We start from the raw sequence: 26,743 nt of genomic DNA, 5'->3' as shown, positions 1-26,743 counted from the left end.
TATTACATTATTAAATCATTATTAAGTTGTAGTTAACCGTTATTGAATTATCAAATCGACTATTTTTGATACTGCTATGTCACCTCCATATCTTGTAGTAATTGTTAAGGTATAATTTCCCGGTGTAACGTCTCCTTCAGTGGGTTTAACTTCCAAAGAGATTTTGTACGGTGTAGAGGGTCCTATTTGAGGACTATTTGATGATACTGATCCTAAATCTTCAATAGGTATACGATCTTGACTAAAATTACTTGTAAGATTACCAAGCTTTCCATCTTTAGATATAGAAGAGGTTATCGACAAAGTAATATTTACAGGTTCAATTAACCCTTTATCACTACTGTTTCCATTAGCATTACCAGTTGTAGAATCCATGATCTTGGAGGTGTTAAGGATATTTTTGTTTATGAATATATCAATTGCATCACCAGTCTTGTTTTTACCATCAATGGTCATTTTGTCTTTGGAAACTGATAGTGTAATTGGAATTTGATCTAATTTTTCTTTAGGAATGACACCGAGCTTGTTCTCGGTCCATTCTGTAAACCAAACAGAACCGTTATGGTCAAGAATAAATCTTAATGGATTTGAAGAATTAACCCATAATGGATTTTTGGATGGAATATAATATTCAACAAGAGTCCTATCTTGGGGATTGTATGAAGCTATGGCATTTCCATAATGTTCATTAAACCATACTTTTCCATCTCTATAGGTATTAACATAGGGCAATGTGGTCAAATTGCCTGATTTGGATGGATTTGATGTAGCATATTGCATGACTGCCCCTGTTTTGGGATCTAAAGATAGGAAAAGATTTGCTACATGGCTATTAAACCAAAGAATTCCATTTTCATCTTCAGCAATATTGAATGGAACACTATGAGTATGATTTACATCATGAATAGTTAGTGCTCCATTTGGTATATCATATTTAATTAACTGTCCTCCTACAGGAAAAATAGAAGTCGAAAACCACAGTGTTTCATTGACATTGCTGTTACTATTATTTTCCATTTCGTTAGGGTGAGAGAATCCAATTCCATTGGATATAGGACCCATCGTTTGAAAGTTGATCTGTTTAGACATATCCAGTTCTGAAATGCCCTCTGTCGTATTGTTAATAACCTTTGAGGGCTCCAGAAATCCAAGTCTTTGGCCAAAGACCTGTGTAAACCATACGTTATTGTCAGAATCAAATGCTATTGATAAAGGATATCCCCCTTCTTGAAGTAACCTATAGTTTTCAAACTTTCCTTCTTTAACAAAATATTTCCATATGGAATTGCTTAATTCGTCGGTAAACCACAAGTCACCGTTTCGATCAAACTTCATTTCCCAAATCATAGAACCTAAGTTTCTTTCCTGCTTTGGCCAATTAGGTATCTTTATTATTTTGTCAAACTTTTGGGTTTGAGTATTAAAAATGAGGAGATTTCCTGATTTTCCAGATGCTATCCAGATATTGTTATCCTTATCTAAGGCCAATCCAACGGGTTGGCTACAAAGAATCGGAGTAATAAACTCGTTAAAGTAAAAGTTTGAATTTTGAACATCATCTCCACATAGCAATGGCTTGTCTTTTTCTGTCAGTGTTTTTATAACATCGGTATTAACATTTGTAGAGTTAGAATAAGGGTTATTATTGATTGCTGATTGATTGATATCGGTTAAAGGATTTGAATTAGAAGAATTCGAGGTTGCATATGCATTTACGAATTCAAATAACTTGGGATTCTCATTATTTACAAGGAAATGACTTATTCCGATGATCATTATAATGCTAAAGAGAAAAACCCCAAGAATCTTACGTAGGCAACAATACATTATGATATAGTAAGATATTATGTAGAGTTAATATCTGTTATTGTACAACTACAGTATTACGAAATTATGTTTAACATAGTAATACGGATAAGAATTATAATATGTTTTAAATACAAAAATATTATCAACTTTATCTAATTTCAATCATTTCTAGGAGATATAGTTAGACGTGATAACAGAATTCAGGATTTCCAGAGATGATTTTGGATAGTTTAGCAAATATCTGGAATAGTCAAAGGATTATCTAAATAATTGATCGCCATGACTGTTTAGCCAGTAATACTGCTTTGAAATAAGATTTTAAGTAATAATAACATTTTTCATCTGCATAATGGATAATAAGCCACCAAACCAGTTAATTAAAAGGATTTAAAATAATAAATGACAAATGGATTTATTCATTTACGGCAGGATTATTTATGATTATTCCAGATGCCGTTATCCAAACTTCACCATATTACCGTGCTTGGACAATTTCTTTTGTTGATTTCAAAATCTATGCTTTAGAGCCATCCGTCCAATTTCCTAAGTTCAGATGAATTAAAGGACTATAATCGTCATCCCCTGGTAGCGCTGAGCCAACAGGGAGCTGAAAGCCGAACGGCCCTTCTCCTCTTATTCCATTAAGGAAGTCGTAACCTTGCTGAAGATATTGATTTGGAATGGAGGCTAGCAAGGGTGCAGAGTTTATTTTATGTCCTTGCCTCTCAGTTATGGAAGTAGCCGTTTTACTATCAGATGTATATGTTACCATGTATTAAACTTTATTTCATCCACATATCCTTGTAATATACTAAGTGAAACTGTATTATGAGATATAGCCAGAATATTCGTACTCCAACTGATATCAAATATAAGAAGAATCCCAAAAAGCAGAGAAACAATTATTGTTTTTGATTGACAAGAAACCATGACTTATTCCATCGTATGTATTCCTAAAAAGACTTTAAGCTGTTCAGATCCAGAGGGTAATAGGAATTTTTGAGAGATAAATAATTTATAACCAAATAACTCTAAATACTTTTTATTAAGAATATCAAATGACAGCATCGTGATAGGGAAGTCTCAATTTTCCTCAAATGGACGACTGAATCCATCATAGAGGACTCATATAGTCTTGAAGCAATCTGGGCTGTTTGCTATAATCGCTCTTTATGGTCTAAATTATTAATAAGATGTAAATATGACAGCATTGGATTAGATGATCTATCCACTCTTTGCTCTTTGATTAGTAGAAAGGGACGCTACTTCATAAATTTGCTTTTGATTCTTCCTAAAATTTATTATGCCAAAGATTGATATAATTATTGACAAAAATATTACAACGTATAGAAGAGTCAAATTTGATGCAAATATATCATTTGAACTATGGACATCCAGGGTACTTTGATTCAAATTTTGGTCCATCGATTCTAAAGAGGGTGGAGAAGTTACTGTTAAAAATGACGCAGCGACAAGGACCAGTATCCCTAACACGGATTCTATTTTTAAGTATTTATTAATTTTTCTCAAGAATACCCCACTGTTTGACTTTAATTCCGAATCTTGATAGGCTGCTGAATTGCGTTTAATATTGGCGTTACTAGTTAAAATTAGTTTTGCATAATCGTATATCTTGACTTGGTTATAACGACCGATAAATATCATTGGAAAAGCCAATGAAAGTTTTATTACAAGTATTAGACCGTAAACGGAAGTAAACAAGGATGACAAATTTTGCAAGTGTACGAAGGCCAAGTACAATCCGGTTATACCTATTACACTGATAGCAGTAACAGCGATAAAAGAGAAATACATCAAACCTTGAGTCATTTGTTCTAAAACTCTCTTTTCTGAGCTAGGCGGTACAACATTTGAATCAATATTATTGTTGCCATCCGCAGGTTTAGAACGCCTCTTTACAAATAAGACTGTAAGGTAGAATAATCCACCTATCCAAATAGATACAGACATGAAATGAATCCAATCTACCGAAACTGCTAAAGATGAAAATGAATCTAATGAGTTACTATGACTTATCATACTATTAGAATAAAGATTGAACGAACCCGATACAAGAATGGAAAACAAAAGTATCCGAACCAATTTACCGTAGCTAGGGGCAATTTGGTTCGGGTCTAGATCTTTCCCTTGATTCAATCTATTTTTCTTGTTGATCTTTTTCCTTATCTTGATGTGATATGATATTAAGATGGCAATTATTATAAAAGAAGTAACAATCCTCAACATCCACACATCTCCAACAGGAGTTGAATAAATAATCCAAAACGCTGATGACAAATCAAGTTCCAAATTTTGTGCTAATTCATAAGACGAAAGTAGCATTATTCCTGTAGAAAATACGATAATTGATGTGCAGCAAATCAGAAGAAAGACCACCAACTTGCCCGACGTATGAAAGAAAGAAGTAGAAACGAATTGAACTACACTATTTTCTTGAGCTTTCTTATTATTACGAAGAGTTCTTTGTAAAATGAGATGATTAAATATTAATCCAATAAGTGCAACCTGTGAAATAATTAGCATAGCCTTTAACACTGCGTCATAGTTAGAAGTTACCGATTCGGTTGATGCATCAGAAGTATAAGTGTCATCCAATACCTCTTGCGCTAGAGCAACGGGTAATACAAATGATAATGTATATAGTACGGAAATAATTAGAAAAAAAGAAACAAAAGATTTCATTGTAATCACAATCAAATCCCTCTAAACTCATGTATGAGAAAAAATAATGCAGGTTCCAATTCTGAAGCAAGAGTAATTTTTCTCAGCCAAAGCGTCTACCTTTAATGAATTTTCAAGTCCTGTAACTGGTTGTGTGGTATCTGCTTCTGTACTTATCAGATCTATCATATTTGGTAAGACAACTGTTAATTCTACGTTAGTCCTATCATCAACAGTCGCCTGTTCGTTGGCCCACTTCACATTCATCAGATGATTTTTTCCATCAAAAGAATACAAAGGTATCTGTCGTCCAAATAAGAATTGTGAATTAGGTAAATTGAACAAAAGTGTTAAAATCCCAAAACAAAGGACCATATTCCTTAGAATTTGATGGATCAACGTTATGTCTAATGTGTACAAAAAAGTATTTAACCAATCTAGTTCAATCATCGAAGTCGATTTTTGACGATAAAAGGAAATTAAATCAAAATTTTTTTAGAAACAGAACAGGCAATTTGTTTGCATTAGCAGCAATAGGCACAGATTTATTTTTATGTCTTAAAGAATTTGCTGACTGTTGATCGACAAAATATGACTAATACGCCTAAGAGTATGATGTATCAGCGGGTCAATTTATTGATTTGGGAGTTCTTGATGCAGGCTAATATGATAGTTATCGAATCAATTGATTCCTAATTTATCTTGATCCGATTTGTAATACATTCGTTGAATGTACAAGAAGTCATATTAATTATGAATTTGAATAAAGATATGACCTTGACCTAGTCATAGAAACAAACAACAAAGCAAAGATACAAATGTCTCTTCGTGGTAGTAAATAATGGCAATAAATATACTCAATCTTTGTCATTATTTACTATCTTGCTGCAATTAATCGAAAATGATCCTATAATAAACATTTTCCAAATAGATAAAAATGAAAGCGTTTCATCAGTAACGTCTATACACCAAGGAATATATAAATAGATACTGTTTGAGAAGAACTTTACAATCAATTTTAGAAAAATAAACCATTGTATAGAATGGAGGATGGCAATCAATCACATGTATTTCCTAGTATTCAATGGCTGCTATTCAACTTTCTTTTTCAAGTAATTGTTATCATTATGTTTGTCAACTGAAGTGTGGCAAAATATGATGATCCAATTATTATAAATCTCCCGATTTCATTTAATTGCAATTACTATTTTATAGTAAATATATTAATTGAGTATCTGTTGGTTAATATTTATGAAATAAATTATGAATATTATGACAAATCCACTGTAAGATCACTATTAGCAATTTATTGAAAATTAAATGTAGGAACAAAAGATTTCTGATTAAAAATATCCTGGAACTCTTGTCTATTTAATATCTGTAAATTCGTCTATTTATGGATGGCTTATATTGAAAGGAATATGCCAGACATTAATTCATGTCAATTATCATAATATTATGTCCCCCGAATGTCAAAATTATTTTGTCCTATTATATGAAAATAATCTACATGTTAGAACAACATACTTTAACAATATGAGAATTCAAACTAGGGGATTGATGCAGTTGAAGTTCCCGGTAATGTAAAAATTGGACTTGGTGTATAACATTTCTCGTTTGTTCTTTATAGACGTACTCCAGAAGAATACCAATTTCCATGCGAAGCTTCTGTAAAAAGTACTATAACCTCTTCTTTGCCAACCTTCAATATTTTAACTAAATCTTCAGTAATTGCTTCTGCTAATCTATCCTTTTCTCTCTGAGTTCTCCCACTATACATTTGTATATTAACTATGGGCATAATAATTAATCATCATCGATACTAATAAGATTTCAGATGAGGCAGAGTCTAGCGCTACACCCTCATGTAATAAAATACTTGAACAAAAAAGAGAAAAGGGTCTTTAATCAACAATGTATTAGTCAGCTGAACTTCCAAATCTCTTGTATCAAATGCAGTCATTAAGAAAATCTTGATATCTGGTGCTCCTAATGTTCTCATACTCTTTGCAAGGTCTATTCCCCCTAGTCCCGGCATTCTTAAATCGGTAATTATTAGAGAATATTTATCAGAAGTTTGCCTAAAGTGTTCCAATGCTAGTACCTGGATCAACAAAAGAGATTGCGTTATAACCCTCATTTTGTAAAAATGTCTTAAACAAGTTAGAAAGCTCCACTTCATCGTCAACTACCATAATTGAACGAATAGTAGAAGACATTGTTATTCATAGTTTTTAGTAGATTTATTTAACTTTAACTATTCTAAATACAAATTAGGCATTAGGTTAAACAAAAACGTCATTCGTAGAGCAATATATACATAAGATTAATGAAGAAATGAAGCCTGATTTCAAAGATTTGTTGATTAATTCCATATTTCCAATCTAGTGGCTTTTAAAATGAAGATGTGCTAAGAGCAAAATAGTCGATAAATGTTGGTATGAGATAAGAAGTAAAAGCTTAGAATAATAGCGCGTGTTCGACTTTAATTCCTACTATCACCTTAACAAGGGCTGCGTATTGCTTTTGTTCTTTTTGCGGATTGGAACGATGACTTCGAGTTTTATTTTCTTTGCCAACGCTATACAATTTAGATAATCATTTTATACACGTTTGTATAAAATTTATTAAATCTTTTAGAAGGTTGAATTTGTTTATTGTAACATTTATAATAAAATTGAAATTATATAAAAAATTTTATATCTTTGAATTCAAATACACTCTATTTTGGTTCTCCTTTTTTCTACCAAAAATAAAAAACAATGCATATGTTGTCTATCTGTTTTTGAAAACGCAGGACTACTTTCAAATCTACGTTAGTCAGACGGAAATGGTTGGCTGAATAATCTATACGTAAAAAATCAGAATAGAAAAGGAAAGAATCTAAAAATATAAATGAAATAGTGTAGATGAGACTTTATGAATTTTCTAGGTTATCTATCTTTTTTCCTAGCTGTGATTTTCACAATGTTTATGAATTTTCTAGGTTATCTATCTTTTTTCCTAGCTGTGATTTTCACAATGTTTTTTATCGTTTGTATGGTTATTCAACAAATAGTAACTTACCACAATATGCTAGAAAAAGCAAGAAAATTTTCCAATAATAAGTTTTCTCTGAAGAATTAGTTTAACAAAACTCGTCATGATTAGTGATGCAAGCGAAAATTTTGATATCTGAAAAATAATTGAAAGAAATGTAAATCATCACGAATTTACGGATATGGTAATTTACAATCTGTGCAAAATTTGTATTTACTTCCGTTTCTTTCATCATGTTTATATCAAGATTAATTTACAAAATGTTTCTAAAATTCTTAATCTCTATGGTTTCAAAATCGGTCCAATTATTGTATCCTGTGAATACGAATACTTGAAAGTGTAGATGGGGAATAAAAGTATAACCGGTCATTCCTATTTTAGATATCTCTTCACCGGTATGAACCCTTTGATTTAATCTAACCTTAGAACTCTTGTAATCAAGGTGGTCGTATCTAGAATATTCCCCATTTGAATGTCTGATTGTAATAAAATTAGTATAAAACCAGTATGATGCATCAGGACCTCCAACAATCGAGTCATCCTTCATGTGAGTTACAACACCGTCTGCTGCAGCAAGAACGGGTGTACCTATAGGAGCAATAAAATCCACCGCATTTCGGAGCCTACCAACGTGAGCAGGAGAAGATCTATCTATTCTTTGCAACAATTCTTTGGGAATGGGTATTGTGTATCCGATTTTTGTCCTCATTTAAAAAAAATGTTCACCTTACATCGATTATGATTTAACAAACTTTAATAAGAAAATAATTGGAATACACTCATTCAATGTGCTCATAAACAGGCCACAGATAGCATCACCGTCTATCAATTTATCAACACGAAGAACAATAGCAAATTATTCTGCTGTCATAGGATGGATTGTTTACTTAAAGTCGTTTGCAGAGGTACTGAGTGCTCCTTCTAATACTGTTACGAAAACATTTAAACACCACCACATTCGAGAGAAAAACTTGAGATTCCAAAATAGTCATTATTGGATTTTCTAACGGATTTATTTAGTACAAACATAGCGAATTAAAGAGAGACACATTTTTAATATAATACACTAAGATTCAATATGCATCCTTATTCAAATGTAATTCTTGCAATGCAATTACAGATATTTCTGACAAGGACAGAAGGTTCGACAATAACGTCTGTAGTTCATGCGGGGACAAACTCGAAAAGAAATCTAAAGAATGAGAGAAATTAATATATTTATTGAATAATATGGAACAGAGAGTCTGTATGTTCGTGTACATATTTCGCTTATGTCTTACTTCTAGTAACTATTAGTATCTCTTACTCCTCGTTTCTAGATCGATTGTCTTCTATTATTTGAATAAGTTATGATTAACAATGGTCAATATATCTAAAATTTAATGGTATGGGTTATTGATCATCAAAAGATTAATCTTAACTGCTTTTTTCATTGTATTGACTTTATCTCTAGGTCTCGTTTCAGTCAATCCCTCCTCATTTCCCAATTGATCAACAGGAGTCGATTATCGATGAATAAAGTCTTGTCTGGTATTAAAAACCAATAGATACCTGTGTTTATATAGTATAATAACTATAATAATACTATGTCACAGAACGATAAAAAAGAAATTAATAACCAGAATTACAAGAATGTCAATAATCAACAAGATATTTACCAAAGTAATCAAAGATTATATAATAGAATTGTAGAACAAAATACTGAATCACTTGAACAAGCTTTTGATGAGTCAAAAAAAAGTATAGATGAAAGTATTAGAGAAGCAAGAAATCAGATTCCACGTTATACTGAAACCGTTAATCAAGTTCAAGAACAAACACTTCAAGCTACTAGAGATGTTGCAGTAAGCTACCTCGAATATCAAAAACAAACAATTGATTCTTTTCAATCAATATCTACTCCATATATACAAGATGTGAATAACCAATTATTGAATAACCAAGATTGCTATAGAAGAATGCCAGAGATGTACTCGAAATTAGTAAATAATTATGCAGAAAATACCATAGCAATGAGTAGAATTTTTAATGATATGGCATTTTCTAATATTGAATTATTCAAAAATGTAGTTGATAACACAAAGAAACAATCTAAACATCTTGCAGAAATAGGAAAAAGAAATGTATCAGCATATGAGAGAATTGAAAGAGACAACAACGATGCATTGTTATCTGCTCAAAAAGATCACCAATCAAAAAACTAGAAGAGAAAGATAAATTAGTCTTTTCTTCTTTATTTCTATCAATATTTCATTTATAGTTTATAGTTTATAGTTTATAGTTTATAGGAATCTCTACTAGATCTTGAAATGAGATAAATTGATCATCTAGGTCTGCTGCTCTTCTGGATTACTATGTTTTAGCTAATTAGTAAAGATCGAATTTAAGCTCAGCACACATTCATTTCTGCGGACAAAATATTAGATTCTCAATAATGAGTAAATAATTCATAATAACAGATATTTAATTAAAGTTATAAATAAAAAAAATTAGCCCGAATCTCCATCATCATCGGATGGTGATGATACAGCTGGAGCTGGAACTACTACTACTTGTTTTCCACTGGCGTTGATCAGTGCGTTTTGAATCTGAACGAGATTGTCTTGTGCTGCACTTGTGTTATCGTCGTTTAAAGCTAAGATAGCTGCATTTGTATAATTAAGCAATTTTTCATTCATCTGTGGATCTTGTTGCTTAGATTGATTAGATTGTTGTTGGGTTTGATTAGATTGTTGTTGGGTTTGATTAGATTGTTGTAATTGTTGCTCAGCTTGCTGTTTTTGTTGTTGAGCTTGTTGCATCTGTTGATTAGCTTGATCTAATTGCTGTTGAGCTTGTTGTGTTGTGTTTTGTCCACTAGTTTGATTGGTCTGATTTGTCTGTCCTATAATTTGTCCATAGATACTGGAGCTTCCAGTATTTAGTAATAATACCAAACTAATGGTTAGTACCACTGGAATACTAACATTGATGAAAGTCTTCATTGAAATATAATATCTAACAATGTTTTTATAGTAGTAACATTCGAGTCAAATAAGCCAAATATGCTGAATTAGGCGAAGCATTTTTAAAACTATGATTGTCAAATAATAAATCAAAATCAATCATGATCCAGTATTAATCAACAACGCGGCAATATGTAATTTCAATAGAGATTATTGACTTTTTATGTACTATTTATTCCATCTCTGTATGATATTACCAACAGATACATTATTCAAGATAACTGATGGTAGGTGTTTATAAACTATTATTGATAAAATTTCTTGAAGATATGCTTGGAACACTTTGGACAATTATTTTGATTATAATAGCAATTATCGTTATAGTACTTTTACTACAGTTTCTTGTTGGAATATTTGCTATCGCTCCTTTAGGGCTGGAATTTGTTAATTCTGGTACAACATCAGATATAGCGTTGTCAATAGTCGCTGGCGTATAGTTAGTTGGCGAAACATTCTTGTTTTAACTGTATTGTAGAAGGGAACCACATTCAAATTAAGATCGATACTATTAATTGTTATGCATTCTTTGTCTGTTTAGAAGTATAGATCTTTTAAACTTAAGACGAGTATATACTATTTCCAATGAATTAACATCGTCTATTTAGATGTTGGAACATTTTTTTAAAAGAATAAAAGTGTGTCTCTTTATACACAAAACTATCTATAATTAACCAAATATATTCTATGTATGGTAAAATATCTTTATAAAGATCAGATGAAATTTGTATTATAAAGATTAAGTTTTTATTGATTATAATCAACTATAGAAAAATGAAGGAACGGATACCAAAATGATATTGCAAGATTTTGCTAATCTGAATTCAAATTAGTATTCTTATGGATATTGATTTGTGTGGTTCGTTGAAGCTGTTTCCATAGTTATTTTTTGTTTTTCTAATATGTTTTTGTAAACCAAATAATGTTGTCTTGCTATAACACTCCAATTGATTTTCTGCCTAAATTCGTTTACGGTCGATTCAAAACTACTATAGTTCTTTTCTAGTTCAACCAATGCTTTTTCAAAAGAGCGAGGCTCTCGTTTTGATATGATGCCAAGGTTCATTTTGGAAAATTCTTTGAAAAAGCCAACGTCAGATGCAATAAAGGGTTTTCCATGTGCTAATCCATCATACATTACGCCTGAACCTGAACTAACCTTGTAGGGTAGGAATACTGCATCACATGAAAAGAGCAATAGCGATAGTTCCTCCTCTGAAAGATATTGTCTATTTAGATTAATGACCTGATCAATAATCTTGCTATTCCTTAGGTCTAAACTGGCATTTTCTGTATTGTAAAAATTTTTAGAATAATTAACAACTATTTTCCAATTCTTTGGCATCCTCATATTTTTTATAATATCCCATCCCTTTGTGGATGTAAAGAAGCCTTGCGCTAATGCTAGTCTCCCCTGTGGAGGTAATCCTAGTTTTTCCCTTGCATCTTTCTGCGTAATACCAATAGTAGTTGGCCAGGGGTCTGAGCCGTGATATATAAGATTGGTTCCGGGTATCAAAGTCTTCATATAATTAGAAAGTACTATTCCATATGCACTTTTTGACATTATTTGTTTATTTATTCGATGCAATGATGGATAATTAATAAGTTGTTTCCAAATTTTGTAAAAAACATGCAGTCTTAGTATATCATTACTATTGCCTTGTTTTGTATTTAGTAATTGCATCCACTGTTTGAAATACATTGATGTATGAAACGTAGTAATAATTGGGATAGTACATTTATCATAAAATTTATCCAACCCTGTTCTGGTTTTAGGAGGATACAAAGGATTTAGATAAAAGCCATATAGTCCATGCTCATGTTGAATATGTACTATATCTGGATTGTACTCTTGTATTATATTTAGGAGTAACTCGGAATTTTGCTTATTATGTGGAGATAATCCATGGTAGTCTCCAGAACCATGAGAATCAGACACGACTTTAACATCTAAATTATTTGAACGTAAAGATCTTACCAAATTATATGCATAGCGTCCAACACCACCATGCATGGGAGGGTACTGGTACTAACCATTAAAATTTTCAGATTTCCATACAATATTTAATGCGATAAATAATGTGTATAATACTTAAAATATATCTATGAATGTATTTGTTTTACAATCATAAAACTATTACCATTATTCTTGTACTTATCATAATCGCAACTTACAAACTTTATCGCTTGGATAAATTTTAATCCTCTCTTAAGCTTCCTTGTTATATCTCTCTTTGTTTATAAACTTAGTAGTATTTTTGTAGCTAGAATTATTATATTGAAATGTTTTAGATAAATATTCGATAATCCTTTTAGCAAACAATTTACTTGAAAATGTACTCGTAAATGACTTGTAATGGCATTTGTCTAAGATACAAAGCAAAAAGAAGCTCTAATGAATCCTTAAGATATGAACACGATAGACAAAAAAGATGTACTATATGCGAAATCTTTATTTCATGGGACAAAAGTACCTGTCCTTGCTGCAATTACAGATTAAGATTAAGATCGTTTAGAGCAAGTGGCGTCAAACAAAAGTACAAAGAATCAGTCATTAAACGCTACTGAACTCATTGTTAATATTATAGATATTGATTATTTCAACATTGGATAAGGATTTTAAAATTGTTAGCCTTATATTTTAAACTGCTAAAGGATCATTTACGAAAACCCAAAGTTATAAATTATTAGTAAATAGTATTTTGCTCTATGAGAATTCTACTACAATGGCATCAATTATTTATTTTTGATTGACTTTCTTGCCTTTATAATATATAGAAAAAAGGCTTTGGTCTTGGCTTGTACTTGTTTGAACTACTCTCATAACTTGTATTGGTTACGGGCATTCCATTACTTACACTTAGTCTAATCTCTGTCCAGATCTAAACATAACTAATTCTAATGATGTCTTCTAACCAGAGATGAGGAATAGGGAAAAGCGGATGCACATATCATATGAACATCTTATTCCTCATCTCTTAGTAATGCAGTTGTCCCTTTGAGTCTTGTAGAGGTAAGTATCTAGGTTTAAGATAGTATTTAATGATAATAATAAAACAGAATAAATAGAGAAGAGGTAAACAACAGCCTCGTTAAGTTGGTATATGGATTAATATTTACCTCAATCCCACAATGAAATCCGCTGCTTGTATTCTAATATAAAATGTATGCGATAGTTTATACCATAATGAAGTGAGATAGAAAAATTGTAGTCACAGATTGGATTCCATATTCTTACTGTTAAACCATCTGTGTGGTGAATTAATTTATTAGCTATTTAAATAATAAAACATAAGACCAGACAATGATAAGTTCAAGTATACTTACCCTCTGTGCTATTGCACTTTTTGTTAGCTTTGCATACACAGGAATAGCTTATGCACAAAACCAAACCCAAAACCAGACATTCTCTCAGGCTACATCACAAAATGAAACTATGGCCACTGTGACTGACAAACCTCAAACGGTAATAGCAAACCAAACTACTGTTCCAGCTGAGCAAACAACAGTAACAGTTAATCAAACAACTGAACCAATTAAAGATCAATCTCAATTACAACCACTACAAAACCAGACTATATCTTCTCAAACTGGAAATCTATCTAATATAGAGAATAAGACAATGGTACAACCAACTGGACCTGCAACCACCATTATAGCGAATAAGACCACTGTTCCATTCAATCAAACAACCATAGGCATGGATAACTCGACAAATTCACAAACACCATCATCAGGACAACCTCAACAACAGCAGCAGTCTCCCCAACAACAAAACCAATCAGCACAACCTCAACAACAGCAGCAGTCTCCCCAACAACAAAACCAATCAGCACAACCTCAACAACAGCAGCAGTCTAAAAGTCCTTTAGAACAAATGGGAGAATCTTTAAACAAGATGATTGGCGGAGGCAATTAATCATATACTTATTTCTTACAATTCGTTAGCATAGACATGTTTCGTGGAGTTAGCCAAACTACTAATGCTTTGATAACAATAATAAGATGACAATTTGAATGGGTGATTTTTAACTCACACGAATCTCAGCATTACTTACTAGAAAATATACGTTCTAAATTGGTTTTCTAACACATTTATTTCAATATCTGTAATACCTTCCTAGCTAATGCTTTCCCAATCAAAAAATTTGGTCGAAAGTCTGCAGATGTTTTGGTAAATGATGTATCTTAAATTTGTAATGATGATAATATCTTGATCTACTAGCTATTGATACCTAATCAAATGTTTGATACTTTGATCTACTAGGTATTAATACCTAATCAAATGTTTGATACTTTGATCTACTAGGTATTGCCTTCGATATTCTATCCCGAGAATACAAAGGCTACCATATTGTCTGGTGTAGATGGATCAACAGGAAATGCTTATGAGGACCTCTATATTACAGAAGAAGAAAACACTACAATCATGTCAGGATCGAATCAAACAACGAATACAAATAATACTATAATCAAATAGTAACGATAAAATCTATTCTCTATTACTCAATGTAATTTATTATTTTTGAGAATCAGCCATAGAACATCATAACCACTTTTCTATTATCCTCATTATTCATGGTATGAATATGGTGTATGGTCGAGGGAGAGTAAATGGTAGTATTATTACCTAATGACAATCTGTTGTAGTTGATGTGGTATAAAATCCCCATTATTGAACAGCCCGTGGGGACTAACGACAAATTTGAATGAACTTGAATTCTTATCGAATAAACTGATAAAATAGAATAAAAGTCAAAAGGAAATAGACCAAGTTAACAAGAATCACCATCGAGACATAGTTGAATTATTTTTAGAACTGACATGGTGTAGACTTAGAGGTTTTCGAATGTATATAATATTTAAGCTTTAAAATTTTCATAAAAATTTACTCTAAAAAAGGAAGATAATTTGGAAATTTTGATACAAGAATTTTTTAGAAAAGTTGCATAGACTTTTATCTTGATAATAAAAATATTGTTTATGGATACCAAGCTTTAATTGAACTATTTTAGGGTTGAAATACGCCAATCACCTGTGATGTAAGGTTGATAAAATAAGAAAAGGATTATCAATTATTTGGAAACAGATACTCCCTCAGCAAGATTAATAAAATGTTCTTTAGGAATATGTCCTTTTTGATTTGTGACTTGTTCGCGACAACTTTTTCTGTCGTATCCTTATTGAAAATTCATTCATTTTCTTTTTTTCTCTTTGCTTTATCAAACATCTGTCTAGCAAATGCACCCACAAACGCACCTGCAAAAATGCCGATGAACTGTCCATATGTCCCCCAGAAGTCTTTAAATTGATCATCGATACCCTTGGGTGGAATTACTGTTACTGTCAAGTTTACTGGCTTTGTTAAATAGCCTACAGTTGGATATTTTTTGGATAATTCAAACTTCGGATTTACCGTCCCACCTAGTGGTGCGTTAAATGTTGGTTTTGTTGTTGTGGCCATTGATGGCTCCCTTATTGTAACAACCAAAGGAATCGTGTAAATGCCAACAGGAGTTTGTTGAGGAACATCTATATTAATTAAAGGAGGTTGATTTCTTTGGATAGTCACATGAAGTTCACTTGAATTAAAACCGGATCGAATATTGTAATCATTAATTTTGCTGTTAAAACTGCTAGTATCACCCAAGGTTATATTAATGACATCATTAGAAAAACCAGAAGTGGATTTTATCCGAGCTGGAATTAACTGTTCTTCACCTTGCCTAATAGTTATATCACTTGGTGAAGTGGATATTTCCAGGCTAGGAGGAGGTATAGTCAGCCAGTTAGTAAATTGTCTAACTTCATTGGGTCCGATTGACTCTGCTGAATAGAATAATAAATTATATTCAACGGGTGAGTTTATAGAACTCAGATCCAAATTTATCCTAACATAACCAGGACCTACAGATGATTCGGTATGGGATTGAGTAAAGTTCGTTTTAGATCCTATTAACATATAACCACCAGTCGAGGACAACTGGTAAAGATATCCACTTAATTTTCCATCCACTGATTCGATATAAAAATCATAATCTGCACCGTTATATCCTGTTTTTGTGTTGGCGTCTGCATCAATAAGCATGCCGTAGCTTAATTTTCTAGAAGATTGATTATCAGTAGTATTATAAGTAGAAGAATAATTGCCAAAACCAGAATTCAACCAAATAGTAGTGTTTAAAGTCTGTCCATCGCTAATATAATTGACTGCCAGTATGTCGGTATAGCTTGATTTTAAATATGCATTACTGTTGCCATATGTTTGAACCCAGTTACGATTTTCATTTATTAGTTCTTGAAGCTCAAAAGCGGGTGACAAAGCCATAGCTACATTATGCAAAAAACCTTTACTCAAAAATGATAATAACAAAAAGAAAGAAATAACTGCAATTGAACTGAGAAGATCGTATTTATTAAACTGTATTTACCCCTAACGTTGTAAATTGTATTATAGGGAACTAAAAGCTTTTTCTTATGAGGATTTATTGAACAAGGATAAAATTCTTATCCGGTCTTTTCCCATATCCATTTTATCATAGATTATTTAAGGTTCCTAATTATCTATCAAACCTAATAGCATTAATTTTGATACAATTTTAATCAATTAGCTATAGACACCATATATCCACAAAATGAAAAAGAGTGTGTCAAATCATGAAGACTTGCAAGTGTAGTTACAACCGTTTCTATTTTCCATCTGTTCGGGTGGAATTAGTCAACCTGATGTTGTTCCGTTGGTTTTGACTTTTATGGACAGCATTTTTTAATGTAGGTAGAATAAATATTTATGAATCTATAAAATGTAAAAAGCTTTTCATAATAATATTTATTGAAGATTATTTATAGTATCAAAAGGCAATACCAAAAAATAAAAACTGTTAGTGTTTGAATTTGTGTCTTATATAAATACTCAAGGGAATTATAATCAACCAAAAATATTGCGCGATATTTAAGTTGACAAAAGAAACGATGATGGATAATAAAAATACTAAAGGAAGAACTAACAGTTGGACAAACAAACCTTTCTTGAACAGGGGATGAAGGTTTTCACCTACGGCATTGATCCTTATTGCATACCACCAAATTACAACAAGTGATGTACTTGCGGCAATAACCACTCCATAATAAATCAAATATGCGACCCGATATGAATCAAAAGTTATGACCAAAGATGTGGAGATAGATAAAAGGGTTATTAAGAGCAGAAAAAGCAAATTCAGATAAACCATAGAGAGATATGAATCCTTAATGTGATTGAATACCTGATGATATGAAATCCAGAACATGGCAATAATAAAGAAACTAAGGGCGTAGCTTTCTACTTGTGAAGACATATCAAATAACTTTTCAATGAGTTGTGGTTCAGTAAGGTTTGAACTGAGATCAGGAATATCAATTGTCAAGGCCATCAGAGTTATGGCGAATGCGAATACTGCATCACTAAATGATATAACGTGTTCTAATCTTATTCTGGGTGTGAATGCCTTTGTTGACAAATGGAATAACTCAAATTAAAAAGATACCATTTTAAACTTTGTTCTATGCTTTTTGTATATTTCGTATCGAATCAATCTACGTACTTTTTTTAATTCTAATAAGCAATAACTTGCACTGTTCTTAGAGTTTAAATGAATTGATCTCAATAGTTTGAAAATGCTTTATTAATAAAAACTTTATAACAGAGTTTCTAAGGCAAATGTTGAAAGAATGAATGATGCTGTTGATTGGATTAAGCCCCATAGCATAATGGTTTCCTCCCTCATAACTATACTATACTATACTATTCTACTAGATCTGGTTGTTTATTTGGATTAATAACAATAAGACAGATAATATCGTATAATTACATTATTTACATCCGTTTGCATAAGATACGTCGTAATTAATACTAATGAAATTGCTTTTTGTATTATGCAGAATATTAAACCATTAATATTTTTATTTGCTGTTATCTTAGTTTCTATTTTTATTTTTATCGGATCTATCTCAAACCCTGTAATGGCTATTTTGCCACAATTAATCGATGACCAATTTGCTTTTGGTCCAATTGCTGGACTCTAGGAAAATGAAAGTGGTGCTGTTGATTGGATTATAATAGGAAACTGGAGATTAAACATAGCAAATGATACGGATATTCAGAATAATCAATCCTCAGATCTCTTTAATGCTGCTATTGAAATGATAAAACCTGATGGTACAGCAAGACATACACATACCCTAACAGATTTTGTTGTTTTAAATGTGTCTCATCCAGACAACAACTCTACGCTATATGATGGAACATCGACGATTAGTTTGCAAGCTGGTCTCGCAACCGATATTCCTACCTCTATACAAAAATCAAATGACAAAGTAATAATCCTTAATATCGATCCGGAAAGTGTGGATGATCATTTTGGAAGGTTACCTATTTATGGTATTTGACCTGATCCCCAATTTATGCATAATACATCCATGTCAAATACTGTCAAGTGAATTGGGTATCGGGTTTTCCATCAATATTCTCGCCCATCTCCTTTCCTATTTTGGATTTATCGATAAATCAGATAGTCATAATATTGTTATTACTATTTGAAATTCAGAATATCAGATTGGAGATTATTGGCAATATATAAATAACCGATGAATCATCTATTGTATACCTACTAATTCATGGAAGAGGCTCACTCTTTCAATTGAACGAATACCTACCAGTGTGGAGTAATAAAGGCTACATTCATGTAATAAGTATGATGAAAAATAAAGTCAGTAATGGCCTTGTTTAGCAAAATACAAAAACGTGGAGGGTTACGAGACACCTATTGATGCCTTTATTGCTCTGCAGTTTTTATCATCACTTTTAACCAGCAAGTCTTGTTCTTTGTTGCCAGAATTTTAATTGAGCGATAGTATTTCTCAAAACTGAGGATAATAATGTCAATATTAAGTATGTGTATGGAAAATATTTCTGCGACCAAAATTGACAATATTCACACCCAAGTCCTATAAATTCGTTAAATTTTGAAGAAGTCAATAAATTTGAATACTCATTCCATATAATTGAGTCATCAATGATCAGATTTTTAAATTGATAATACTATAATCGTTCCTTTCAACCATAAGAAAAGAATTATTCCAGGCTAATTGGCTTTTTTGTGCCTAATAAAATAACTAATAGAGTTTTTCTGATGCCATATTTTATCATGCATTTTTAGATCTGCTTCTGTCCATATACTCAATCCACCGTGGCATAAATTACATGTAACCATGGAATTTCTATCCCCCTTTCTCCCCTTTAGATTCATCGTGTACATTAAGCATGCTCAGTGTTAAGCATTGCTATCATAACATTGGTTGCATAGCGAACAGTTTAGATCAAATTGAACTTTCTGAAATACTATTTTTCCCTCAAAGATTCAAAGATTTGTGTACTATGTCTTGAAAGTGGCATTGGTTGTGATTCGTGAATGGTATGCAAAAATCTATTTTAATATATTTAAAATGGTCCTTTCCACCATCTTACTTCCTTCTTAAAACATGTTGGGCAACGTAATCTTACAGCATCTAGGCGAATATTTCCGGACGCTTCATAAAAGGATGTGCTCCATGAACAGCTGTCACATTTTATAAAGTACTTGAAAAGGACGTCTTGATCTGATTGATCCTCTTTATTCATTGGTTGTTGGACGGTATTTTCTTGCTCACGGATCATCTTAATCAAACATAATCTATCATTCGAACAATAAAAATAATGTCAAACATTAGAAGATGAAAATGTTTATGTTAAATATTCATACTATATGCTGAGGAAGAAAGCAATCTATAATTCATTCTCAATAACATATTTTACATTATGTATAATCACATGGATAAAACCAGATTAGTAATATCTTGTTGCCACGAGTCTTAAGAGATTCTAAATCTCCATCAGGTTCTAAGTGAACAGTCTTTGTATTTTTGTATAATTATATCTCATAGAAAGGCCAGTCTGTTGAAAATATAGCCACGTAGATGTACGTTACTAATGTTCCCTATGAACAGACAAATGCAATTGTTATTTTTTTGAAAACAGTATACAATTGCGTGTGAATCAATATGTCGTATAGAAAAAGAATGTTTTCTATTATTGTTACAGTTATGAAACATTAAGAGAGAAAAAATTTTTAAGATAATTAATATAAATAATAAATGCCTCTTCCGGATAGTGCATGGTTGGAGTTCGAACTAAATCACAGATTCCACCCACAATTTCAATTTTAGATAATGTCATCTCATATTTTATGAAAGCGATATTATGGATGACAAATGAGTCATTAACTAACAAAACATCCTCCTATAGGTGTGAGAAAAGAAAGATAATTTCAATCATTGAATTTCAGTAAACAATATGAGTTGTTGTTTTCCATACTGCTTTGAATATTTGTAACATTTATCTAAAAATGTAGTTAAAAACTACGAAAACTAAAGCAGCAACTGCAGCGCTAGCAGGTATGGTTATTATCCATGCATAAACAATTCTCCTGCCTACGCCCCATCGCACGGCGGAAAGCCTCCGAGTCGCTCCCACTCCCATTATTGCTCCAGAAATAGCATGTGTCGTGCTGACAGGTATCCCAAGCCATGCCATGGCTGCAAGAATTACTCCACCCCCAGTTTCTGCGCAGAATCCCTGATAGGGTTTTAGATCTGTAAGCTTAAATGCCATCGTTTTTACAATTCGCCATCCACCGAAAAAAGTACCTAATCCCATCGCAATTGCTGCACTTAATATCACCCAAAGAGGAACAACGAATTCATTTGACTGCAAAAACCCTCCAGCTATCAACAATGCCGTTATTACACCCATCGTTTTTTGTCCATCGTTAGCACCATGGGTCAGTGAAAAAAATATTGATGAGCATATTTGTAGTTTGCCAAACATTCTATTGATTGATCGTGGTTTTTTTCTTTTTAGAAAATACACCAATAGGGTAGCAAAAATAAATGCCACTAAAAATCCCAAGGCCGGTGAGGCAATCATGAAAATAATGGTTTTTTCTACCCCTTCAAATACAATAGTTTGCATCCCACCTGAAATTAATGCGGAGCCAATTAAACCTCCAATCAATGCATGGCTGCTGGAAGAAGGCAATCCAAAATACCAAGTAATCAAATTCCATACAATAGCTCCAATTAAACCAGCCAATATCACTTCAGTGGTTGCGAATTCTGGCTGAATTATCCCTTTTCCAACAGTTGCGGCTACAGCAGTTCCGAAAATAAACGGCCCTATAAAATTTGTAATAGATGCCATGGTCACTGCGTGTAATGGTTTAAGAGTTCTAGTTCCAACCACTGTTGCAATTGCATTTGCTGAATCATGAAAGCCATTTACGAAATCAAACAAAAGGGCTAAAGATATAGTCCCAATGGTGATATATAACAAACTCTCCTCCATGGTTAAATATTCAAATTATTATAGAGACTATATCTTTCTATCCAACAATTACACTATTCTAAATATCACTTGAAATAACATACAGAGAAATACACTATCCATATTTAAGGACAATATCTTCTATTATATCAGCTACATCTTGACATTTATCTAATGAAGACTCAAAATTCTCGTATATTTCTTTTAATTTTATTACTTCAATGGCATCTGTGTTGGTCTCAAATAATTCAGCAATTGCTCTTCTGTACAATTTATCCGCTTGTTGCTCATAATTCTTAATACTATTACAATGAGGCAGCAATTCAAAAGCATTCTTCATATTATATAGTGCTTTGGTAACAAAATGTATTTCCTGGGTTGCGCCAAGTAGAATCTTAGATAGGTCGATCATAATAGAAGTAGGTCTTTCAATGTTAAACAGCAAAAACCTATCTGCTATCCCATCTGTATAATCCAACACTTCATCTATCGCACTAGCGAGTCCAGCGATATCCTCCCGATCCAAAGGAGTTACAAACGTTTGAGATAAAGTAGTAAATAAATTATGAGTTATATTATCACCTTCGTGTTCCAAATCCTTGATTTTCGATATCTTCCCTTTACTAATGTTTTTTTCCTGACTTTCTAGTATGATTTCAACCAAAGATGTTGTTGCATTTACTAAATTAGCAGATTGTTTTTCCAACATTTCGATTATTACTTTATCATTGCCTTTCAACCATGAGAGCCATTTTTTAGAAACCACGTATGATTCATGAACGTAATTTCTTCTTTTATCTTTATCGACCAAATAAATGCAGTAATCCTGTTCTATATATTTGAGGTTGCTTGGTTTGGGTTGAAGAATTAATGGGTTCAATTTGAATTTATTATTATCATTTGAGATAGTTTACATTTAAAAAAAAGTGGGCTTGTGATTAATTTGGAGGTAATTATCTAGTTGTTATCACCGTCATCGTTACTACCATTGTCTTCATTGCTATCTGTGTTATCATCGTCATTGCTTCCATCGCCATCGTCATTATCTTCTCCAGTGTTATTTCCTAAAGAGTCGGAGTTAGATGGGGGACCTTGATCCTTTTCTGAAGAATCTTCATCTTCCCCCTCACTTTGTTCTTCATTTTCTGCATCCTGGCATTCAGACGAGTTTCCTCCAGAAGAGCCGGGTTCCTCATTACAATTTTCGTCATTATAATATGGATTCCCATTATCATCTGTTTTCTTTTCTCCGCGTTGATTATCATCATTGTCATTACTATTTTGATCATTATCATCAGAATCACTTCTAGTATTGCTTGAATCATTGTTACTGTTATCTATACTTGACAATCCAACTCCACTATTTGGCGATGAAATATTACTCATAGCACCAACACTATTTAAAGACTCTCCAGTTGAAACAAATGATGATTTTGAACTAAAAGGTAAACCCATAGAGCTTTGATCAGATTCAATATTTAGTGAATAGAATGCAGCTTGGGATTTAGTTTTATTGTCTGTAATGGTGATATCAAATGGAGCCATTTGATTCTGAGACAAATTAGCAACATTTAGTCCAAAACTTTGAGTTCCAACTATACCAAGACTTGAATTGTCATAAAATGTTGCAACAAGATTTAAGAATTGTTCTGGGAATTGTCCTTGGTTTATTATATTACCTGTGATATGAGGATTACCAATATTGTCAAAGAAGGCACTGCTGCCATTGATAAATAGGTTACCAGGTTTTTCTATTGCAGGTTGAGAACTTGTAGCGAATTCAATAAAGTTAAACTTGCCTAATATTTGAGGGTCCTGTATCAATATATCAAATGGGGAGGATTCACCATGTCTCAGGGTTCCTATTGATGAGAAAGCAGAATGATTGCCTACTATAGTATTATTTGTTGTATTGGACAAAATTGTTGTAATTACAATATTTGTTTGAGGATCAAATGCAGTGTTATTTACTTCACCTATGACATGAAAATTTCCCATATCATCGATGAAAGTCGAAGTACTAAGAATCCGGATGGTGTTAGAATCAAGGTTTTGAGCAAATCCCAAATTGGCTCCTAATGAAGGGTCAGATCCGGCAAAAGTAAAAATGAAAGAGAGTGACGCTATCAAAGTAGTTTGTAAAAATATGCTTGTAGTTTTTTTCGACCTTAACAAATTAATTGTTAATTATTTAACAAAAACACTTATTAAAATAATTTGTTAACATGGTTAACAAAAATAATACTACTCGTTAATTTTAGAACAATCATATAGAATAATTGTGATTTATTATTTAATTTTTTTGCCTTATTTTTGAAATTGATTATACTATTTACTTTAATTTGCGGTCTTAAATTAAAAATCATTTAATTTATGGTTCATGAAAAATTGCCTATTGATAAATCACAAGATAGCTAAATGAATTGTCACAAATATGCGAATCCTTTTTCCTAATAGTAGATGTTAATAGCAGAATTTAATCTAGTTACTGGTACGCCATTTCTTATTCTAATTTGCTCAATTGGCATTGCGTCAAACAACAATCATTAAAAAACATCATAAAATCACCAGAGAAAAGGCATTCGGTGGAACTATACTCACCCCAAAAATCTTTTAAAATGATTACCAATGGTCAAGGACCAATTACAGCCATCCCAGGAAATATCGGACTAGTTATACAATCAATTGTTAGATAGGGATTATAAAGACCTGTACTCTTTTTAATATGGAAATACAAACATAATTTATGAAATTTACATCTAAACTGTTTTTACTACCATTTTTATCTGTATTAATGACTTCTCTTGTAACGTTAACCTGTTTTGGTTCAGAATTAGATTCAAACTTAAGAAATGACACCTCCACTGGGGCCAATTTCATCAACACCAATCCCAATCAAATCGATCAGGAAAGTAAGCGTAGCACTGATAACTCATCATCAGCCTTGGGAACAGCGGAGAATAAAGGAGTAATGATAGTGAAAGTAACTATATTAAATGGAGAAAATGGAAGGAATGTCTCTTCTGATTTCACAGTGAATATTCACGCCAACGACCCAATCCCTGATACCTTTAAAGGAAATGCTTCTGGAACTACGGTAAAATTGTCAATGGGAATGTACAGCGTCACTATATCAGCTATTCCAAACTACAATTCTTCTTTCTCCAGTGACTGTAACGGTGGAATAATGAAAGTAGAGACAAAGGATTGCAACGTTATAATGACATATATTAAATCGGATTAAGTGATGCATGTTTATACTATGAGATTCTTAAACATCACAGTATTGCAATGATTTTTGGATATCACTATACAATCTTTATATCATCATGACAGTCGACAAACCCATTGAACCAGTTGACTTTGTGTTATAGATTAGATCACGATTATTAAATGCAGAAAATGAGGATTTAGTGATTCAGGATCTGGATTAGTTTCTCAAGTCAACTTGATTAATTTCAAGATGCATGTTCATGGAGGTCTTTTCAATAACAGCCCTTAAGGATCAAGTTAGGACAAAACGTTCTCATATTATCCTTTTCTAACATTGGTCGTTTTGAATCAATCTTTAGAATCCAACTGATGATTCTGAGATTGAATTAAACTATAATATTCAGAAAAAAACATATCAAATTTTGAGCTTGGCAAGTCGTTCAATCATCTTATGAGCACTAGTTACTAAAAGTGCCGCTCCACTTCCCAATAGAATACCGCCTATTAGATCAGTAGGATAATGGACTCCAAGGTATAAACGGGATAAACAAACTAATCCTGCTTCGATTACAAGAAGAGAGGATATCAATTTCTGCATAGGACATTTTCTTAATGATAATAGAGTTGCTAATGCACCAGCTGATACCATACTGGCGTGACCAGAAGGATAGGATTCATCTACCGGTAATTTATTGACTGAAGTTTCGTAATAAATATGCGGTCTGTCCCGGTCAACCAAATCTTTCACCAAAGTAGTCAAAGGAATAACAAGTATAAATGAAATCAAGATGGTTATGGCAGCTATTCTACCATCAATTCCTCCAAAAACAAACAACAGAATAGGAACAATAATCCAAAAATACTCTCGACCAAAATCGGACAAAATATTCATAAATTCGGTTACGACTGGGGAAAAAAAATAGCTTCGAGTCTGTAACCCACCAGTATCAAATTCATAAAAGAAACTGTCCTCAGATGAATTATCATGCAATTTAATAACATCATTATAAACTAAAAGTGTAAAGACTATGAAAATTCCAAATACGATAATAGAGGAAATTAAATATTTATTCATAACATACTACTGATTGTTTGATTAGGAATGATATCAATTTTTATCCGCAGTGGTAGAATCATTTGTTAAACATCATCATTCATTTGCTCTATAGTTTCTCTCAAATTTAATTGTAGGATCAAAAGAAGCCTTCAGTTATTATTCGCTTTCACTTCACATTAATGTAAATGGAAATCCATAAGAAATACTATATAGACCCAATTATGTTGTGAATGAGGAATCAGTATCAAAATCTTTTTTTCCTGAATCCGTAGTAACTCTGTCAAAATGAATTAGCCGATATTTGTAAGAGGAGAGTCCCTGGATCTAATATTCATGGCTATTCATTTTTACCCCATGGATTGGTTTTGATGAAGATGCAAATCTAATCAACTAAGGTCATCATGTAAGATCTATAATCAATATGCCAAACATAGTGATTTTTTCATACTTCTGAAATGTCCGGGCTTTTGTATATAATAGGAGATTAGTACCCCTGGCAACAGCCATTAGTTTCTACAACGGGATTAGTGGTAATTGAAA

The 26,743-nt window shown here is 32.3% G+C and carries 24 protein-coding genes; 6 read left to right on the top strand and 18 right to left on the bottom strand.

The features are described 5' to 3' along the window. Positions 1–39: 39 nt before the first annotated feature. From AAGU22_RS00575 to AAGU22_RS00540, 8 genes are all read right to left on the bottom strand, one after another. Positions 40–1,776, bottom strand: a complete 1,737-nt coding sequence (locus tag AAGU22_RS00575; RefSeq protein ID WP_458720310.1) for a Vgb family protein — start codon at positions 1,774–1,776, stop codon at positions 40–42. A 547-nt stretch (positions 1,777–2,323) separates the two neighbouring features. Further along, entirely contained in the window at positions 2,324–2,581 is a 258-nt protein-coding gene (locus AAGU22_RS00570) for a DUF7482 domain-containing protein (RefSeq protein WP_458720309.1), read from the bottom strand. Between the two features lie 452 nt (positions 2,582–3,033). Continuing rightward, the gene (locus AAGU22_RS00565; RefSeq protein ID WP_458720308.1) at positions 3,034–4,512 is read right to left on the bottom strand and encodes a copper resistance D family protein; all 1,479 of its coding nucleotides are present in this window, start codon (positions 4,510–4,512) and stop codon (positions 3,034–3,036) included. A 27-nt stretch (positions 4,513–4,539) separates the two neighbouring features. Continuing rightward, positions 4,540–4,941, bottom strand: a complete 402-nt coding sequence (locus tag AAGU22_RS00560; RefSeq protein ID WP_458720307.1) for a hypothetical protein — start codon at positions 4,939–4,941, stop codon at positions 4,540–4,542. Between the two features lie 1,174 nt (positions 4,942–6,115). Beyond that, entirely contained in the window at positions 6,116–6,292 is a 177-nt protein-coding gene (locus AAGU22_RS00555; RefSeq protein WP_458720306.1) for a tautomerase family protein, read from the bottom strand. Positions 6,293–6,346: 54 nt separating this feature from the next. Further along, a complete protein-coding gene (locus AAGU22_RS00550; RefSeq protein WP_458720305.1) occupies positions 6,347–6,586 on the bottom strand; it encodes a response regulator in 240 nt (79 codons plus the stop codon). Beyond that, the gene (locus AAGU22_RS00545; protein ID WP_458720304.1) at positions 6,573–6,710 is read right to left on the bottom strand and encodes a hypothetical protein; all 138 of its coding nucleotides are present in this window, start codon (positions 6,708–6,710) and stop codon (positions 6,573–6,575) included. The genes AAGU22_RS00550 and AAGU22_RS00545 overlap by 14 nt, the downstream gene beginning before the upstream one ends. 1,073 nt (positions 6,711–7,783) lie before the next feature. Then, the gene (locus AAGU22_RS00540) at positions 7,784–8,239 is read right to left on the bottom strand and encodes a M23 family metallopeptidase (RefSeq protein ID WP_458720303.1); all 456 of its coding nucleotides are present in this window, start codon (positions 8,237–8,239) and stop codon (positions 7,784–7,786) included. Between the two features lie 877 nt (positions 8,240–9,116). On the opposite strand from AAGU22_RS00540, the gene AAGU22_RS00535 reads away from it, so the two are divergent. Next, positions 9,117–9,734 (top strand): hypothetical protein, encoded by a 618-nt coding sequence (locus tag AAGU22_RS00535; protein WP_458720302.1) that lies wholly within the window; start codon positions 9,117–9,119, stop codon positions 9,732–9,734. A gap of 285 nt (positions 9,735–10,019) precedes the next feature. Here AAGU22_RS00535 and AAGU22_RS00530 read toward each other — a convergent pair whose 3' ends face one another. Continuing rightward, positions 10,020–10,514, bottom strand: coding sequence for a hypothetical protein (locus AAGU22_RS00530; protein ID WP_458720301.1), 495 nt, complete (start codon positions 10,512–10,514; stop codon positions 10,020–10,022). 269 nt (positions 10,515–10,783) lie between these two features. Here AAGU22_RS00530 and AAGU22_RS00525 point away from each other — a divergent pair, with 269 nt between their 5' ends. Then, the gene (locus AAGU22_RS00525) at positions 10,784–10,972 is read left to right on the top strand and encodes a hypothetical protein (RefSeq protein ID WP_458720300.1); all 189 of its coding nucleotides are present in this window, start codon (positions 10,784–10,786) and stop codon (positions 10,970–10,972) included. Between the two features lie 398 nt (positions 10,973–11,370). Here AAGU22_RS00525 and AAGU22_RS00520 read toward each other — a convergent pair whose 3' ends face one another. Then, positions 11,371–12,549 carry a glycosyltransferase gene (locus AAGU22_RS00520; protein WP_458720299.1) on the bottom strand — a complete coding sequence of 393 codons (1,179 nt, stop codon included), beginning with the start codon at positions 12,547–12,549 and terminating at the stop codon, positions 11,371–11,373. 1,290 nt (positions 12,550–13,839) lie between these two features. On the opposite strand from AAGU22_RS00520, the gene AAGU22_RS00515 reads away from it, so the two are divergent. Both AAGU22_RS00515 and AAGU22_RS00510 read left to right on the top strand, forming a co-directional pair. Continuing rightward, positions 13,840–14,454, top strand: a complete 615-nt coding sequence (locus tag AAGU22_RS00515; RefSeq protein WP_458720298.1) for a hypothetical protein — start codon at positions 13,840–13,842, stop codon at positions 14,452–14,454. Positions 14,455–14,847: 393 nt separating this feature from the next. After that, positions 14,848–15,015 carry a hypothetical protein gene (locus tag AAGU22_RS00510; RefSeq protein WP_458720297.1) on the top strand — a complete coding sequence of 56 codons (168 nt, stop codon included), beginning with the start codon at positions 14,848–14,850 and terminating at the stop codon, positions 15,013–15,015. Positions 15,016–15,726: 711 nt separating this feature from the next. Here AAGU22_RS00510 and AAGU22_RS00505 read toward each other — a convergent pair. Then, positions 15,727–16,893, bottom strand: coding sequence for a hypothetical protein (locus AAGU22_RS00505; RefSeq protein ID WP_458720296.1), 1,167 nt, complete (start codon positions 16,891–16,893; stop codon positions 15,727–15,729). 523 nt (positions 16,894–17,416) lie between these two features. After that, complete coding sequence (locus AAGU22_RS00500) at positions 17,417–18,034, bottom strand: TMEM175 family protein (RefSeq protein ID WP_458720295.1); 618 nt, start codon at positions 18,032–18,034, stop codon at positions 17,417–17,419. Positions 18,035–18,716: 682 nt separating this feature from the next. Between AAGU22_RS00500 and AAGU22_RS00495 the strand changes: the two genes are divergently transcribed. Continuing rightward, entirely contained in the window at positions 18,717–18,962 is a 246-nt protein-coding gene (locus AAGU22_RS00495; protein ID WP_458720294.1) for a hypothetical protein, read from the top strand. Between the two features lie 1,051 nt (positions 18,963–20,013). Here the strand turns inward: AAGU22_RS00495 and AAGU22_RS00490 are convergent. The 5 genes from AAGU22_RS00490 to AAGU22_RS00470 form a co-directional block, all read right to left on the bottom strand. After that, positions 20,014–20,238 (bottom strand): hypothetical protein, encoded by a 225-nt coding sequence (locus tag AAGU22_RS00490; RefSeq protein WP_458720293.1) that lies wholly within the window; start codon positions 20,236–20,238, stop codon positions 20,014–20,016. 414 nt (positions 20,239–20,652) lie between these two features. Next, the gene (locus tag AAGU22_RS00485) at positions 20,653–20,841 is read right to left on the bottom strand and encodes a hypothetical protein (protein ID WP_458720291.1); all 189 of its coding nucleotides are present in this window, start codon (positions 20,839–20,841) and stop codon (positions 20,653–20,655) included. A 105-nt stretch (positions 20,842–20,946) separates the two neighbouring features. Next, a complete protein-coding gene (locus AAGU22_RS00480) occupies positions 20,947–21,942 on the bottom strand; it encodes an inorganic phosphate transporter (protein WP_458720290.1) in 996 nt (331 codons plus the stop codon). Between the two features lie 106 nt (positions 21,943–22,048). Further along, a complete protein-coding gene (locus AAGU22_RS00475) occupies positions 22,049–22,744 on the bottom strand; it encodes a DUF47 domain-containing protein (protein WP_458720289.1) in 696 nt (231 codons plus the stop codon). A gap of 146 nt (positions 22,745–22,890) precedes the next feature. After that, positions 22,891–24,108 (bottom strand): hypothetical protein, encoded by a 1,218-nt coding sequence (locus AAGU22_RS00470; protein WP_458720288.1) that lies wholly within the window; start codon positions 24,106–24,108, stop codon positions 22,891–22,893. A 571-nt stretch (positions 24,109–24,679) separates the two neighbouring features. On the opposite strand from AAGU22_RS00470, the gene AAGU22_RS00465 reads away from it, so the two are divergent. Then, complete coding sequence (locus tag AAGU22_RS00465; RefSeq protein ID WP_458720287.1) at positions 24,680–25,177, top strand: hypothetical protein; 498 nt, start codon at positions 24,680–24,682, stop codon at positions 25,175–25,177. 384 nt (positions 25,178–25,561) lie between these two features. On the opposite strand, the gene AAGU22_RS00460 is transcribed toward AAGU22_RS00465, so the two are convergent. Continuing rightward, positions 25,562–26,221: a phosphatase PAP2 family protein gene (locus tag AAGU22_RS00460; protein WP_458720285.1), complete on the bottom strand. Its 660-nt coding sequence runs from the start codon at positions 26,219–26,221 to the stop codon at positions 25,562–25,564. Positions 26,222–26,743 lie beyond the last annotated feature (522 nt).

The sequence above is a fragment of the Candidatus Nitrosocosmicus sp. R genome (assembly GCF_054408505.1).
This window is presented reverse-complemented; position numbering and strand designations above follow the sequence as displayed.

What these genes read in the sequence shown, in the direction of transcription:
- AAGU22_RS00575 (WP_458720310.1), bottom strand. Translation starts at nt 1,776, where the DNA reads ATGATCATCGGAATAAGTCATTTCCTTGTAAATAATGAGAATCCCAAG.
- AAGU22_RS00570 (WP_458720309.1), bottom strand. Translation starts at nt 2,581, where the DNA reads ATGGTAACATATACATCTGATAGTAAAACGGCTACTTCCATAACTGAG.
- AAGU22_RS00565 (WP_458720308.1), bottom strand. Translation starts at nt 4,512, where the DNA reads ATGAAATCTTTTGTTTCTTTTTTTCTAATTATTTCCGTACTATATACA.
- AAGU22_RS00560 (WP_458720307.1), bottom strand. Translation starts at nt 4,941, where the DNA reads ATGATTGAACTAGATTGGTTAAATACTTTTTTGTACACATTAGACATA.
- AAGU22_RS00555 (WP_458720306.1), bottom strand. Translation starts at nt 6,292, where the DNA reads ATGCCCATAGTTAATATACAAATGTATAGTGGGAGAACTCAGAGAGAA.
- AAGU22_RS00545 (WP_458720304.1), bottom strand. Translation starts at nt 6,710, where the DNA reads ATGTCTTCTACTATTCGTTCAATTATGGTAGTTGACGATGAAGTGGAG.
- AAGU22_RS00540 (WP_458720303.1), bottom strand. Translation starts at nt 8,239, where the DNA reads ATGAGGACAAAAATCGGATACACAATACCCATTCCCAAAGAATTGTTG.
- AAGU22_RS00535 (WP_458720302.1), top strand. Translation starts at nt 9,117, where the DNA reads ATGTCACAGAACGATAAAAAAGAAATTAATAACCAGAATTACAAGAAT.
- AAGU22_RS00530 (WP_458720301.1), bottom strand. Translation starts at nt 10,514, where the DNA reads ATGAAGACTTTCATCAATGTTAGTATTCCAGTGGTACTAACCATTAGT.
- AAGU22_RS00520 (WP_458720299.1), bottom strand. Translation starts at nt 12,549, where the DNA reads ATGCATGGTGGTGTTGGACGCTATGCATATAATTTGGTAAGATCTTTA.
- AAGU22_RS00515 (WP_458720298.1), top strand. Translation starts at nt 13,840, where the DNA reads ATGATAAGTTCAAGTATACTTACCCTCTGTGCTATTGCACTTTTTGTT.
- AAGU22_RS00495 (WP_458720294.1), top strand. Translation starts at nt 18,717, where the DNA reads ATGATAAAACCTGATGGTACAGCAAGACATACACATACCCTAACAGAT.
- AAGU22_RS00465 (WP_458720287.1), top strand. Translation starts at nt 24,680, where the DNA reads ATGAAATTTACATCTAAACTGTTTTTACTACCATTTTTATCTGTATTA.
- AAGU22_RS00460 (WP_458720285.1), bottom strand. Translation starts at nt 26,221, where the DNA reads ATGAATAAATATTTAATTTCCTCTATTATCGTATTTGGAATTTTCATA.